The sequence below is a fragment of the Arcicella lustrica genome (assembly GCF_034930985.1).
In the GTDB taxonomy this organism is placed as follows: Bacteria; Bacteroidota; Bacteroidia; order Cytophagales; family Spirosomataceae; genus Arcicella; species Arcicella lustrica.
Window position 1 is genome coordinate 63,134 of sequence record NZ_JAYGIM010000014.1, and the last position, 14,433, is coordinate 77,566.

Consider the following 14,433-nt stretch of genomic DNA (forward strand, 5'->3'; position numbering starts at 1 on the left):
CTTATTTACTTGTTATGTTTTTTGCTTTTTCTTCTTTGCTGCTGGGAATAAAACATTGTTCAAAATCAAACGATAACCAGGCGAATTAGGATGTAAATTCAAATCGGTTGGTTCTTCATTTACATAGTGTCTGTAATCTTCAGGGTCATGTCCGCCATAAAAAGTCCAAAAACCTTTCAAGAAAGTACCGTGAATGTAACGAGCTTCATTCAACGAACGATTTTCGCCTAATACAATTACTTCTGGTTTCAATAATTCCTTTTTGTAAGAAGTAGTTTGTCCCATAAAACCATGAATGGTGGTTTCATGATTTTGGGTCAACATAGTAGGAATTGGGTCCCATTTTGCAGAAAATTGGAAAAGATTAAAGAAATCATTCTCCTCTCCAACAGGTCTTGATTCATTTGTATAAGCCTCAATATTCGAAAACTCAATTATTTGAGGATGAAAAATTAAATTAAAGTTTTGGAAAGCAAAAGTCTTTGTAAAGTCTAATTTATCATCTGCATTTCTATCATAACCATCTCCATCATAAAAAGCATCCACAATATCAATTCCTTCAGCAGCTAGAGCAATATCATAAGTATCGGTTGCGGTACACATCGCAAACATATAACCTCCGCCAGCCACAAATTCTTGAATTTTTTTAACAACGCCCAACTTCAATTGTGATACTTTATTAAAGCCATATTTTTGTGCATTCTTTTTGTCTTCACGCAATTGTGCTTGATACCACGTTTGTCCACTCTGATTCAAAAACTTACCCATCTGTCCCGTAAAATCTTCATGATGAAGGTGTAGCCAATCGTATTCTGGTAATTTTCCTGTCATTACCTCATCATCAAAAATCAAATCGTAAGGAATTTCAGCATAAGTCATTGCTAAAGTAACAGCGTCATCCCAAGGTTGGGCAGTTTTAGGTGAATAAACGGCTACTCTGGGCGGTTTCTGGAGTTTTACAACATCCATATTTACATCTGGACTACTTACTTCTGCTCTGATTTGGGAGGCTTGTCCTTCAGAAATTACTTCATAACTTACTCCACGAATTATCAATTCATTTTCAAATTTCTGAGCTTGTGGAAACATAAAAGCTCCTCCACGATAGTTCAAAAGCCATTCTACTTCTGTATCATGTGTTTTGAGAATCCAATATGCTATTCCGTAAGATTTTAGATGGTTTTTCTGACTCTCATCCATTGGAATCAGAATCTGCGAAGCCCACAAACGACCAGTAAACGTTAAGAATATGATAAACGGAAATAATAGCCTTTTCATTGGTGAAGTTATTTAAGTTCTCTGAACTAAATTTGTTATTCGTAAACGATAAACGAATTTAGTATATTATTAGTGCTAATCACAATTCTGATTACGTAAACATACTTCGTCTTGATTTATTTTGGTTTCAAATCGAATCCATTTCAATATCCACAACTATGAATTTATTAGAAAATATTCGTGAAGGATTACGCTCTATCAAAGCAAATATGCTGAGAACCACCCTCACAGCTTTAATTATTGCCATTGGTGTAACCGCATTGGTTGGAAGCCTTACTGTGATTGATGGTATTCAAAGCTCAGTAAATAATAGTTTTGCTGGCTTAGGAGCAAATGCTTTTGACCTTAGAAACAGAGATATTTTCAAAATCAGAAAAGACGGTGAAAAAGAAAAGAATTATCCGCAAATTGATTATCGTGAAGCAAAAATGTACAAAGAAAAATTTGGACATTCAGCCATTATAGGATTGAAAGTAAATGTTAGCTTTTCGGTTGAAGTAAAATATGAATCGAAGAAAACGAATCCAAATTCAAGAGTAATGGGTACTGATGATAATTTTATGGACATTAAAGGCTATAAAATTTCAAAAGGAAGAACATTTTCAGCAAATGATTTACAATATGCAGTAAACGTTTGTATCATCGGTGTTGACATTGTTGATCAACTTTTTGGAAAAAACATCAACCCAATTGATAAAGAAATTAATATTCTCGGACAGAAATTTAAAGTAATTGGCTTACTAGAGAAAAAAGGAAGTTTGATGGGTGGCGGAGATGATAGAGTAATTTTTATGCCTTTAGAAACTGGAAGAAAAATGGCTCAAGGAAAAACACTTACTTTTGATATTGTTACTTCTGTCCCGAATATTACTGATATTGATAATGTAATTGAAGAAGCCAGAGGAGTAATGAGAATTATCAGACAAGACCAAATTGGCGAACCAGACTCATTTTCAATAGAACGTTCAGATTCATTGGCAAAACAATCTGAAAGTATTACTGGAATTTTAAGAGTAGCTGGTTTTGGAGTAGGTTTTATTACTTTATTAGGTGCAGCTATCGCCTTAATGAACATTATGCTAGTTTCAGTAACAGAAAGAACGCAAGAAATTGGCATCAGAAAATCATTAGGAGCAACACCTTATCTTATTCGTTTACAATTTCTGATTGAAGCCGTGGTAATTTGTATATTAGGTGGTCTTGGTGGTATCTTTTTAGCCATCTTAATTGGAAATCTATTTGCACAATTATTAATGGGTGGTACTGCAAGTTTTATTATGCCTTGGTTTTGGATGTCAATCGGAATTGGCGTTTGTGTTGTAGTAGGATTATTTTCTGGAATTTACCCTGCATACAAAGCTTCAAAGCTAGACCCAATAGAATCGCTGAGATATGAATAATTTTTTTTCATTTTTACAGCTACTATAACCAATCTAGTAATCAGAAACTTACAAGAACACTTACAAAAAAGTTTCAGATTAATTAAATGTTAAGGTTGTGTAGTCCAAAAACATCACTTATCTTTGCATCAAGTTTGAGAAATCAAATGCCCAGATGGCGGAATTGGTAGACGCGCTGGTCTCAAACACCAGTGTCTTCACTGGCATGCCGGTTCGACTCCGGCTCTGGGTACTTGTCAATAGCCTGACTACTTTATGTAGTTAGGCTTTTTTGTTTTACTTCAACTTGTAGCATAAAAAAGCCCTCTTGCCAAAATGGTAAGAGGGCTTTTTATATTGCAATCTTCGGGATGGAATCTCGAAGTACTTAATCATAATTCAAAACTGGGGCTAACCATCTTTCTGTATCTTCCAAACTCATGTTTTTTCGTTTGGCATAGTCGATTACTTGGTCTTTAGCGATTTTACCTAATCCGAAGTATTTACTATCTGGATGCGAGAAATACCATCCACTTACTGAACTCGCTGGATACATCGCAAAGCTTTCGGTAAGAATAATTCCCAATTTTTCTTCAGCTTGTAATAATTCAAACAAAGTTGCTTTTTCGGTATGATCTGGACAAGCTGGATAACCAGGTGCTGGACGAATACCATCATACTTCTCTGAAATCAAATCTTCTGTACTTAAATTTCCTTCATTTGAATATCCCCAGAACTCTTTACGAGTACGCTCGTGCATCAATTCTGCAAATGCTTCTGCCAAACGGTCAGCAAGGGCTTTCACCATGATAGAATTATAGTCATCATGATTACGGTCGTACTTTTCGATTAAGGCTTCAATGCCAATCCCAGCAGTAACAGCAAAAGCTCCGATATAATCCTGTTCTCCAGTTGTTACTGGTGCGATAAAGTCACTCAAGCAAAGGTTTGGCAAATGTGAAGCTTTTTGTCCTTGCTGACGAAGATTATGAAGTACTTTTGGGTTTTCTTCATTTTTTGTTACACGATATTCTGTATGAATATGAACGCCATGTTTTTCACAAGGAATTTCTCTGCTTACTTCTTCAAAATCAGAAAGTATTATATCATCTTCATTTGAATTAGCAGGATAAAAACCAACCACCGCACGAGCCGTCAATAATTTATTATCAATGATTTCTTTCAATAAAGCTTGAGCATCATTGAATAACTTACGTGCCTCTGCTCCTACTACTTCATTATCAAAAATCTTTGGATACTTTCCAGACAATTGCCAAGTAGAGAAGAATGGAGTCCAGTCGATATATTTGGCAATTTCGGCTAAATCGTAATTATCGAAATAACGATTTCCTAAGAAAATAGGCTTTTTCCCTTTGAAATTAGTCCAATCAATTTTATCTTTATTCAATCTTGCCTTTTCAATTGGCACATAGTTTTTATCTTTTTGACGACCCGCATGGTCAACTCTCATCTGAGCATACTGTGCTTTAATTTCATCAAAAATCTCTTCTTTTGTTTGGTCACTCTGCATCAATCTACCTGCCACAGGCACACTTTTAGAAGCATCTAACACGTGAATGACTGGGCCTGAATAATGTGGGTCGATTTTTACAGCCGTATGAATTCTTGAAGTAGTTGCTCCACCAATCAACAAAGGCAATTTAAAACCTTGACGCTCCATTTCCTTGGCAACTCCCACCATTTCATCCAATGAAGGCGTAATCAAACCCGAAAGTCCGATAATATCCACATTATGTTTTTTGGCTTCTTCCAAAATCTTAGGTGTTGGTACCATTACGCCCAAATCAATGATTTCGTAATTATTACAACCCAGCACTACGCCTACAATATTTTTACCAATATCATGCACATCGCCTTTTACCGTTGCCAACAAAATTTTACCTGCCGAAGAACTTTCACCTACTTGTTTTTCTGCTTCAATGTATGGCAACAAGTATGCTACGGCTTTTTTCATCACACGAGCAGATTTTACTACTTGTGGCAAGAACATTTTTCCTTCTCCAAACAAATCCCCTACTACGTTCATACCGTCCATTAATGGCCCTTCAATTACGTGTAATGGTTTTTCTACTTGCTGACGAGCCTCCTCAACATCTTGGTCGATAAATTCTGTCAAACCTTTTATCAAAGCGTGTTCCAAACGTTTCGATACAGGTAAATCTCTCCAAGCATTATCAATTACTTGTTCTTTCCCTTTTGATTTTACGGTTTCAGCAAAAGTTACTAAACGCTCAGTTGCATCATCTCTACGATTCAATAATACATCTTCGCAAAGCTCCAACATATCTTTTGGAATGTCGTCATAAACGCCTAACTGACCAGCGTTTACGATTCCCATATCCATTCCCGCTTTAATGGCATAGTATAAAAAGACCGTGTGCATCGCTTCACGAACTGGTTCATTGCCTCGGAAAGAGAATGAAATATTAGAAACCCCACCCGATACTTTGGCGAATGGAAGATTTTCTTTTATCCAACTAGTAGCATTGATAAAGTCAACAGCATAATTATTATGCTCTTCCAAACCTGTGGCTACCGTAAGAATATTAGGGTCAAAAATGATGTCCTCCGCAGGGAAGCCTACTTCATCCACCAAAATATCATAAGCACGTTTACAAATTTCTATACGTCTTTCATAAGAATCTGCCTGACCTTGTTCATCAAAAGCCATTACTACTGCCGAGGCTCCATAGCGTTTTACTTTCTCAGCCGATTCTCTGAATTTTGTTTCTCCTTCTTTTAAGGAAATTGAGTTTACGATAGATTTCCCTTGAACGCATTTCAACCCTGCTTCGATTACTTCCCATTTCGAGGAGTCAATCATAATCGGCAATTTGGCAATGTCTGGTTCTGCCATCAACAAATTCAAGAAGGTTTTCATGGCTTCAACGCCATCAATCATCCCTTCATCCAAGTTTACGTCGATTACTTGCGCCCCGCCATCTACTTGTTCACGAGCTACGGCAATGGCATCGTCGTATTTTCCTTCACGAATCAAACGAGCGAATTTTTTTGAACCTGTTACGTTACAACGCTCGCCAATGTTGACAAACATGGTATCTTCTTTAATAATCAAAGGTTCTAAACCAGAGATTATTTGATGATTATGTACTTCTGGTAATTGACGTGGAGGATATTTTGCTGCTACTTCAGCAATGGCTCTGATGTGTGCAGGCGTAGTTCCGCAACATCCGCCAATGATATTCATAAAACCATGTTGAAGAAAATCTTCGACAATCACAGCCATTTCTTCTGGCGATTGGTCGTACTCTCCCATTTCATTTGGCAAACCTGCATTGGGGTGAGCCGACACCATAAATGGCGCTTTATCAGCTAAAATCTGTACATAAGGACGCATTAAATCTGCTCCTAAAGCACAGTTCAAACCCACAGAAAGTAAATCAATATGCGAAACCGAAGCCAAGAAAGCCTCAGTGGTTTGTCCAGATAAAGTACGTCCAGAAGCATCTGTAATTGTTCCAGAAACCATCACTGGTATTTTGGTCGTTGGATTAGCTAATACTGCTTTAGGGTTATTTTGCTTGGGAATTGAAGTACTTTGTATCGGGCGAATCGTTCCATTCTTTTTATCATTCTGATATAAATCTATCGCATACAAAGCTGCTTTTGCATTCAAAGTATCGAAAATGGTTTCAACCAATAATACATCAGCACCGCCATCTACCAAACCTTGTATTTGTTCATAATAAGCATCTACCAATTCATCAAAAGTGACGGCACGATAACCGGGGTCGTTTACATCTGGTGAAAGCGACAGTGTTCGGTTCGTTGGTCCAATTGAACCTGCTACAAAACGTGGTTTATTGGGATTTTTAGCCGTATATAAATCTGCTACTTCACGAGCAATTTTCGCTGATTCATAGTTTAATTCATACACATAATCTTCCATGTGATAATCAGCCATAGCGATAGACGTTCCCGAAAAAGTATTGGTTTCTGCAATATCTGCACCTGCTTCAAAGTATTTCGCATGGATTTCTTTGATTACTTCTGGTTTTGTGATAGAAAGCATATCGTTATTTCCCTTTACTTCATGCGGGAAATCACGAAATTTTTCACCTCTGTAATCGGCATCACTTAATTTATACTCTTGAATCAATGAACCCATCGCTCCGTCAAGAACAAGGATTCTGTTTTTCAAGATTTCTCTTATATTGGGATTGTTCATATCTTTTTTAGCGCTAGCTGTAAGCAATTAGCTTTGAGCTTTTTTTACTTATTAATCTTTTCGCAATAACACCTTTCATATTTCATCGTTTAAAGTAAGATTACTTATTAATTCGACGAAATTAAATGATACAGTTTGCACAATAAACTGCAAAATTACTGGTGTTAATTCAAATAACATAAATTAACTACAAAGTTATCCCAAAAAGATAATTCATTTGCTTTAATTCGTCAATTTGGATATAATTTCTACTTTTAAATAGCCAATTGGATAATATTCATTAAATTCAAAGCTTAATTTAAAAGAATAGGGATAAATTATCTCAGTAAATACTTAAACCACAAAACACATCAACATGAAACTAGACTCAACCGATCGAGAAATCTTAAAACATCTACAGGAAGATGCTCATCTGACAACCAAAGAATTATCGGGAAGACTTAATTTATCACCTACTCCCGTTTATGAGCGTGTGCGAAGACTTGAGAAAGAAGGCGTTATTAAAGGTTATGTAGCTTTGGTAAATCGTGAGAAAATCGAAAAGGATTTAATGGTTTTTTGTAGCATCCGTTTGAAAGAACATGCTCAAGAAGCAGGAGCAAAATTTGTACAAGAAATTGTTCAACTAGATGAAGTACAAGAATGCTACAATATTTCGGGCGATTATGATTTTATGCTCAAAATCATCGTACACGATATGCGTGAATACCAAAGTTTTTTAATGAACAAATTGGCTTCTTTAGAAAACATTGGCAGTACTCACAGTATTTTCGTCATGTCAGAAATTAAGGCGGAGACTAAATTGAAGGTTTAGGTTTGATTGATGATTGAACTAATCACCTTAACAGCGGCAAACCTTTGGTTCCTGAATCACCCGATTCGGCAACCGCAAGGGTTTGCCGCTACTGTTTTTTACTGATTATTCAACAAAATTGCGATACAAATTATCAAAAAGAATATAAGCTTCCGCATTTAGTATTAGAGCATTCGCAAAGAGAATATAGGCTTCTGCATTTAGTATTAGAGCATCCGCAAAAAGAATACAAGCTCCCGCATTTAGTATTAGAGCATCCGCAAAAAGAATACAAGTTTCCGCATTTAGTATTAGAGCATCCGCAAAGAGAATATAGGCTCCCGCATTTAGTATTAGTGCATCCGCAAAAGGAATATTGGCTTACGCATTTAGTGTTGGAGCATCCGCAAAGGGAATATAAGTATCTGCATTGGCAAATTTTGACCGATTAGCCCAAGAACTTATTTATACTATCCCAACATCTAAGCCTTCTAACGAGCAGAACAGAGACTATTCATTAACACTTTAATTTCTCTCCTGTTAAATAACAAACTCCAAATTACTCTATTGAACCAATAGGATTTTTTTTTACAACTACGTATATTTGTTGAGAGTCAACCATCAATTATCAAACTAAAAATCCTTATTCAATGAAAAAACTATTTGCAATCGTTCTGCTTGCACTCCCTATGGCTGTTCATGCACAAAAAGTAAAACCTAATGTTCAAGTAAAAGGAACACTTAAAAACATCAAAGACACTCTTTCGATTATCTATGCAAATTATGCTGCTAATGGTAAAAGAGTAGTAGATAGCGCCAATGTAGTGAATGGACAATATGCCTTTAATATCAGCCTAAGTGAACCTGTAAGAGTACAATTTTCTGCTAAAAATGCAGCAAACAAAAAAGCTAGACTTACTCAAAGAAACGTTGCTAGTGTTTTTATCGAACCGGGTATTATTAATGTGGCTAGTGTAGATTCATTTACGAATGTTAGTGTAAAAGGTTCTAAATCTCATATTGAATTTGAGAAATTGAATCTGGCTTCAAAACCTTACGAAAGCCAATTACAAGTATTGTACAAGCAATATTCAGAGTTCAATAAAAATAAAAACAAAGTAGCTGCTGATAAAGTAGAAGCATCTATTGATTCTTTAGATGAAATACAAAGAGAAAATGTTTATGGAAGTTATTTGAAGAAAAACCCGAATTCTCCGATAGCTTTATATACTTTAAAAACATATACAGGCTATGAATTGCTTGTCGATAAAGTAGAACCGCTTTTTAATTTATTGTCGAGTACTGTTAAATCTTCTCCTGCTGGAGTAGAATTTAAAGCTAAAATTGAAACAGCAAAACTTACTGGTATTGGCAGAGAAGCTTTAGATTTTACACAAAACGATACTTTGGGTGTAGCTGTTAAATTATCTTCATTAAGAGGTAAATATTTATTAATTGACTTCTGGGCAAGCTGGTGTGGACCTTGTAGAAGAGAAAATCCGAATGTTGTAAAAGTATTTAACCAGTTTAAAGACCAAGGTTTTCATATCATTGGTGTTTCTTTAGACCAACCTAATGCTAAAGAAAAATGGTTAAAAGCCATTCACGACGACCAACTTACTTGGACACATGTTTCTGATTTAAAATATTGGGATAATGAAGTAGCCAAACTTTACGGTATTCAAGCCATTCCTCAAAATTTGTTATTAGACCCTGATGGTAAAATCATTGCTAAAAATCTAAGAGGAGAAGCTTTAGGAAAGAAATTAGAGTCAATTTTCAGCAAACAAAGTAATGTAAAGAGCGAAGCACAGTCTAAAGGAAAATAAAAAGTAATAGAGTCTTTTCCGAATTTTAAAATCAACAAAAAGCGGTCGAAAACTAATTTTCGACCGCTTTTTTCTTGACTTTCATAAAATCTATTTCAAAACCTCTACTGAAATCTTACTATCACCATATACTCTGTGAGTCGCTTTTTGAAAATCACTTTCTTTAGCTTTATAGATATTTTCTACGTATTTCTGTGGGTTGATGTCGAATAAAGGAAATACGGTAGATTGTACCTGAATCATGATTTTATGTCCTTTCTTGAATGTATGTAATACATCTTGCAAACGGAAATTGATGTCTGTTACTTTGTTGGCAATTAATGGCTCTGGTTTGCTGAATGAATTTCTGAAACGAGAACGCATAATTTCACTTCTTACCATTTGTTGATAACCACCCAAAGTAATATGTGCTGGCGTGTAAGGACTATTCTTTTCATCACCCGGATATACATCCACCAATTTCACAAACCAATCGGCATCAGTTCCAGTAGTTGAAATTTTTAGTTTCGCCATGATTTCTCCACCCAAAGTAATGTCTTCTGTTAACACATCTGTTTCAAAAGTCAAAACATCTGTTCTACGTCCAGCAAAACGTTGGTCTTCACTCATGTAATTTCTTGGACTAAATCCTAAAATTTGTTTTGGGTCTTCGGTATAAGGAACAGGTTTTGAAGGGTCAGAAACAAATTCTGCAAAGCCTTTTGCTGGAGTCCCTGTTGCAATTTTCCCATTTGGATTCAAGTAAAAGTCTATTTTTTGTGCCGTCTTTACAGGATATTCAGCAAATTCTTTCCACTCTTTTTTGCCAGTATCAAATAATGTTGCTTCTGCTAATTTACTGTTGCCATCGCCCGTTTCTTTCAAGAAATGTTTGAAGAATTTCAATTCAATATTTTTCTGATAATGTGTAGCAATACTATCACCAAAGTAAATATTTGAATGGAAGTGATGTCCACGTTCACGAGACCAATCACCATGACCAAAAGGACCCATCACAATTGAATTGTAAATATTTGGATTATTTTTCTCAAGTGTTTTATAGATTGACAATGGACCATATAAATCCTCAGCATCAAACCAACCACCAACTACCATGAAAGCAGGAGCATGCTTGATATTTTTTAGATGTGGAAGGATATTTCTTTTTTGCCAGAATTCATCATAATTAGGATGTTCTACATGTTCTTGCCAAAAGAAATTATTAGTATAGTTTTCTCCTAAATTTTTGAGAGGAGACATCGTTTTGTACCATTCGAAACCATCAAAAGTTTTGATTTTTGGAAATTGCTCATCATACCAAGAATTAGTAGTTGGTTTTGGATGCTGTACACCAAATACAGGAAATGTTAAACCATAGCCCATTGTAAAGGCTCCATTATGATGAAAATCATCAAAGAAAAAATCTGCAATAGGTGCTTGCGGTGAAGCCGCTTTTAATGCTGGATGACCACACAAAGCACCCGCAATCGTATAAAAACCTGGATATGAAGTACCGAATTGACCAACATTTCCATTGTTATTCGGTAAGTTTTTTACCAGCCAATCAATGGTATCATAAGTGTCAGAAGCTTCGTCAATATCTTTATTGCTGTTTTTATTTGAAATATGTGGGGTCATATTGGTAAAATTACCTTCCGACATCCAGCGTCCACGTACATCTTGGTCAACAAAAATAAATTTCTCACGCATCAAGTATCTTGAGTTCGAAATTAGATTGGGTAATTGGTCTTTACCATAAGGAGCAACGCTGTAGCAAGTTCTTTTGAGGATAATCGGGTATTTTTTATTGGCTGAGGCATCCTTTGGCGTATAAACGTTTGTGAAGAGTTTTACGCCATCACGCATTTCGATTTCGTATTGCGTCTTAACATAGTTTTCACGAACAAAGGCAGAGTCGAGTTGAGCAACCGTTAGCTTTTGTGCTTGATTATAAAAAGAAAAGCTACAAAGAGCTAACAACAGTAATAATTTTTTCATGTTTTTTGATGAATATTTGTTGAGTATAAATGCAATATAAAATAAGGAAACAATGTATTTGTAATGATTTGTGTTTACCAAGTTCTAGCAAGAGGAATGATAATGGTAGAAACTACTTTGTCTTCAATTTCTTCAATTTTCAAGGAAGCTTCTCCTGTATATTGTAATTCTAAGCGTTTTTTTAGATTCACTAAACCAATACCGCCGCCATCTTGTCTTTTTGTATCATCTTGCTTAACAAGCTTTCCAGTATTGATTACTTGCATCATTAAGTTTTCATCTTCTTCAAAAATTCGCACTTTTACTTCTCCTCCATTTTTTAGTTTAGCAATTCCATGTTTGATAGCGTTTTCAATAAGAGTACTCAACGAAATAGGAATAATCATTTTATTACTCAGTTTTTCGTCGATGTCAAAATAATACATCAACCTTTTATCGAACCTAATTTTTTCTAAAAAGAGATAAGCTTTTGTTAATTTTAATTCTTCTTCAACTCGTACAGTTTGTGATTCCCCAATGTTGAGGGACAAACGCAACAAATCTGAAAGCTGATCAACTGCTTCACGGGCTTCGTGATGGTCAATAATCATTAAAGCCTTGATACTATTGAGGGCATTAAAAAAAAAATGAGGATGTAATTGTGTTTTAAGGGCATCTAATTCCGATTTGATAAGCATCTTTTCCATCGAAATCATTTTCTCGTTCATAGTTTGTTTTTGAGCAACATATCTAAGAATATGAAAGAAGAAAAACCAAGGAGTAGTTACCCAAATATCGTCAATAAACAAACTGAAATAATCGCCAAAGCTATTATAATCACTTTTTAATACTTCATTTGAGGTAAATATAATATCCAATATAAAAAATAAGAAGCCTAAAATAACATTACCAACCAATGGGAATAAAAGGAAAACTTGTACCGAAGCATCATCAAGTTTGTACTTATCAACAATAAGTTTGTAGGTATGTGTCGTAAAAAGACCAAATATAAATACAGCAATAAAGTATTGAATAGAAAGATTATAACCCGATTCTTCTAGTATAGTGTATTTCAAAGCCATTAAAGCGATGAGTAACCAACTAGAAATTTGCATTAACCAATATATTTGTCTGAGATTCATAAATGAAAATAGCGTAAATGATATTTAATCAGATGTAAAAGGGTTTTAATGTTTTATAAACAAAAATGAACTTTTTTTCTGATTAATACCAAAAAACATAAAAAAACCTTTGTACAAGCTTGTACAAAGGTTTTTAGTGGAGACTATGGGGCTCGAACCCATGACCTCTACGCTGCCAGCGTAGCGCTCTAGCCAACTGAGCTAAGCCCCCAAGAATACTCACAAAAGTATCCAATATGAACTAGTAAGCAAAATTGAAGAGGGTAATTTCTTAAAAATTGTATCTTACTCCTAAACCACCTTGTGGATGCGTGTAAAAGAAAGCAGGTACAAGTTCTATGTAAAGTCCTAATTCCCCAAAAACTGACAAAGGTGAATCTGGTACTCCATACTCTAGTCCAGCTTGTCCAACGCCACCAATTCCAGTGTTGGCTGTTTGCTTACTCGCTAAAATATATGAACGAGAAGTAATCTGTCCACCAAAACCATAATAACATCTTAGAGGAGAATTGCCCAATTGCTGATGCCAAAGATAAATTCCGCTAAAAGAAAGACCTGCTCCATCAAAATGTCCATCTCTATATGGACTTCTCAATCCCCAAAGTGCTCCATAAACACCTACATTCAGTTCTAAAGCATTTTTATCATTACTTAAATAATGACGAATAGATAAACCTGAAGGGTCGCCAAGTTTTGCACCAACAGCCCAAGTTTTGTATTGCGAAAACCCAGAGAAACCAAATAGCATTAGAGAACAGATAAAAGCAATTTTTTTCATAAGAAATAAGATTATGATTTGTAAGCTTTCAGTAGATTCATCAAATGAGTATTTTCTTCTGCCGTACCAACCGAAATTCTTAAAGAATTATCGCAAAGTTTTACTTTTGAGCGGTCACGAACGATAGTTTTTTGCTCAATTAAGTAATCGAAAACCGCTTTAGCATCTTGGAATTTCACTAATAAGAAATTGGCATCCGATGGGAAAATCTTTTCGACGATAGATAATTCAGATAATGCTTCTGCTAATAGCTTACGGTTATTGTTCAGCGTATTAACGGAATTTACAACGAAATCAGTATTAGCAATATTTTCAATTAATAGTTTTTGTGTCAACCCATTTATGTTGTATGGATATTTAATCTTATTCAAAAGCTTGATTAACTCCTCATTTGCAAAAGCCATTCCTAATCTTAAAGCTGCTAAGCCCCAAGCTTTTGAGAACGTTTGAAGTACAATTACATTCGGGAAATTATCTAATTCAGGAATGAAAGATGGCTCATCAGAAAAATCATTGTAAGCTTCATCAATAATTACCAAACCATGCTCAAAATTATCAATGATTGTTAAAATTGCTTCACGATTGATAATATTACCTGTTGGGTTGTTCGGCGAACAAATGAAAATCAATTTCGTTTTTGGGTTGATAGCTTCAATAATGGCATCAACATCCAATTGATAATCTTCCGTCAAATCAATCTTCTGAACCTGAACATTATTCACCGAAGCACTTACTTCATACATTCCGTAAGTTGGCGGAAGGATAATTATATTATCTTCTTTAGGTTCGCAAGTCAATCTGATAATTAAATCAATGGGTTCGTCAGAACCATTTCCTAAGAAAATTTGCGTTGGGCAACAACCTTTTATGGGTGCAATTTTTTCTTTGATTGCAGCTTGATATGGATCTGGGTACCTGTTCCAGTTTTCTGGCGTTGCTGAACCAATTGGGTTTTCATTTGCATCTAAAAAAACTCCTTCTTTACCGGTATATTCATCACGAGCAGAAGAGTAAGGAGCAAGACTAAGAATATGTTTACGAACGATACTTTGTAAGTTGAAAGTCATA

10 protein-coding genes and 2 tRNA genes are annotated in these 14,433 nt (G+C 35.3%); 5 read left to right on the forward strand and 7 right to left on the reverse strand.

Annotated features, from left to right (window positions below):
• Positions 1-12 precede the first annotated feature (12 nt).
• Positions 13-1,278: an asparagine synthetase B gene (locus VB798_RS17840; protein WP_323260803.1), complete on the reverse strand. Its 1,266-nt coding sequence runs from the start codon at positions 1,276-1,278 to the stop codon at positions 13-15.
• 158 nt (positions 1,279-1,436) lie between these two features.
• Here VB798_RS17840 and VB798_RS17845 point away from each other — a divergent pair, with 158 nt between their 5' ends.
• Positions 1,437-2,678 carry an ABC transporter permease gene (locus VB798_RS17845; protein ID WP_323260805.1) on the forward strand — a complete coding sequence of 414 codons (1,242 nt, stop codon included), beginning with the start codon at positions 1,437-1,439 and terminating at the stop codon, positions 2,676-2,678.
• 148 nt (positions 2,679-2,826) lie between these two features.
• A tRNA-Leu gene (locus VB798_RS17850) sits at positions 2,827-2,910 on the forward strand.
• Between the two features lie 135 nt (positions 2,911-3,045).
• On the opposite strand, the gene metH is transcribed toward VB798_RS17850, so the two are convergent.
• Positions 3,046-6,867, reverse strand: coding sequence for a methionine synthase (gene metH / locus VB798_RS17855; RefSeq protein WP_323260807.1), 3,822 nt, complete (start codon positions 6,865-6,867; stop codon positions 3,046-3,048).
• A gap of 355 nt (positions 6,868-7,222) precedes the next feature.
• Here metH and VB798_RS17860 point away from each other — a divergent pair, with 355 nt between their 5' ends.
• The 3 genes from VB798_RS17860 to VB798_RS17870 all read left to right on the forward strand — a co-directional run bounded on the left by VB798_RS17860 (position 7,223) and on the right by VB798_RS17870 (position 9,489).
• Positions 7,223-7,681, forward strand: coding sequence for an Lrp/AsnC family transcriptional regulator (locus VB798_RS17860; protein WP_323260809.1), 459 nt, complete (start codon positions 7,223-7,225; stop codon positions 7,679-7,681).
• Positions 7,682-7,725: 44 nt separating this feature from the next.
• Entirely contained in the window at positions 7,726-8,112 is a 387-nt protein-coding gene (locus tag VB798_RS17865) for a hypothetical protein (RefSeq protein WP_323260811.1), read from the forward strand.
• 198 nt (positions 8,113-8,310) lie between these two features.
• Complete coding sequence (locus tag VB798_RS17870) at positions 8,311-9,489, forward strand: TlpA disulfide reductase family protein (protein ID WP_323260813.1); 1,179 nt, start codon at positions 8,311-8,313, stop codon at positions 9,487-9,489.
• A 90-nt stretch (positions 9,490-9,579) separates the two neighbouring features.
• Here VB798_RS17870 and VB798_RS17875 read toward each other — a convergent pair whose 3' ends face one another.
• From VB798_RS17875 to hisC, 5 genes are all read right to left on the reverse strand, one after another.
• Positions 9,580-11,466 (reverse strand): CocE/NonD family hydrolase, encoded by a 1,887-nt coding sequence (locus VB798_RS17875; RefSeq protein WP_323260815.1) that lies wholly within the window; start codon positions 11,464-11,466, stop codon positions 9,580-9,582.
• Positions 11,467-11,540: 74 nt separating this feature from the next.
• Positions 11,541-12,560, reverse strand: coding sequence for a sensor histidine kinase (locus VB798_RS17880; RefSeq protein ID WP_323260818.1), 1,020 nt, complete (start codon positions 12,558-12,560; stop codon positions 11,541-11,543).
• Between the two features lie 164 nt (positions 12,561-12,724).
• Positions 12,725-12,798 (reverse strand) — tRNA-Ala (locus VB798_RS17885).
• A gap of 60 nt (positions 12,799-12,858) precedes the next feature.
• Positions 12,859-13,365 carry a hypothetical protein gene (locus VB798_RS17890; RefSeq protein ID WP_323260819.1) on the reverse strand — a complete coding sequence of 169 codons (507 nt, stop codon included), beginning with the start codon at positions 13,363-13,365 and terminating at the stop codon, positions 12,859-12,861.
• 11 nt (positions 13,366-13,376) lie between these two features.
• Positions 13,377-14,432, reverse strand: coding sequence for a histidinol-phosphate transaminase (gene hisC, locus VB798_RS17895; RefSeq protein ID WP_323260820.1), 1,056 nt, complete (start codon positions 14,430-14,432; stop codon positions 13,377-13,379).
• Position 14,433 lies beyond the last annotated feature (1 nt).

Excerpts from the sequence above, each read along its gene's own strand:
- VB798_RS17840 (WP_323260803.1), bottom strand. The coding sequence starts at position 1,278 with ATGAAAAGGCTATTATTTCCGTTTATCATATTCTTAACGTTTACTGGT.
- VB798_RS17845 (WP_323260805.1), top strand. The coding sequence starts at position 1,437 with ATGAATTTATTAGAAAATATTCGTGAAGGATTACGCTCTATCAAAGCA.
- metH (WP_323260807.1), bottom strand. The coding sequence starts at position 6,867 with ATGAACAATCCCAATATAAGAGAAATCTTGAAAAACAGAATCCTTGTT.
- VB798_RS17860 (WP_323260809.1), top strand. The coding sequence starts at position 7,223 with ATGAAACTAGACTCAACCGATCGAGAAATCTTAAAACATCTACAGGAA.
- VB798_RS17870 (WP_323260813.1), top strand. The coding sequence starts at position 8,311 with ATGAAAAAACTATTTGCAATCGTTCTGCTTGCACTCCCTATGGCTGTT.
- VB798_RS17875 (WP_323260815.1), bottom strand. The coding sequence starts at position 11,466 with ATGAAAAAATTATTACTGTTGTTAGCTCTTTGTAGCTTTTCTTTTTAT.
- VB798_RS17880 (WP_323260818.1), bottom strand. The coding sequence starts at position 12,560 with ATGCAAATTTCTAGTTGGTTACTCATCGCTTTAATGGCTTTGAAATAC.
- VB798_RS17890 (WP_323260819.1), bottom strand. The coding sequence starts at position 13,365 with ATGAAAAAAATTGCTTTTATCTGTTCTCTAATGCTATTTGGTTTCTCT.
- hisC (WP_323260820.1), bottom strand. The coding sequence starts at position 14,432 with ATGACTTTCAACTTACAAAGTATCGTTCGTAAACATATTCTTAGTCTT.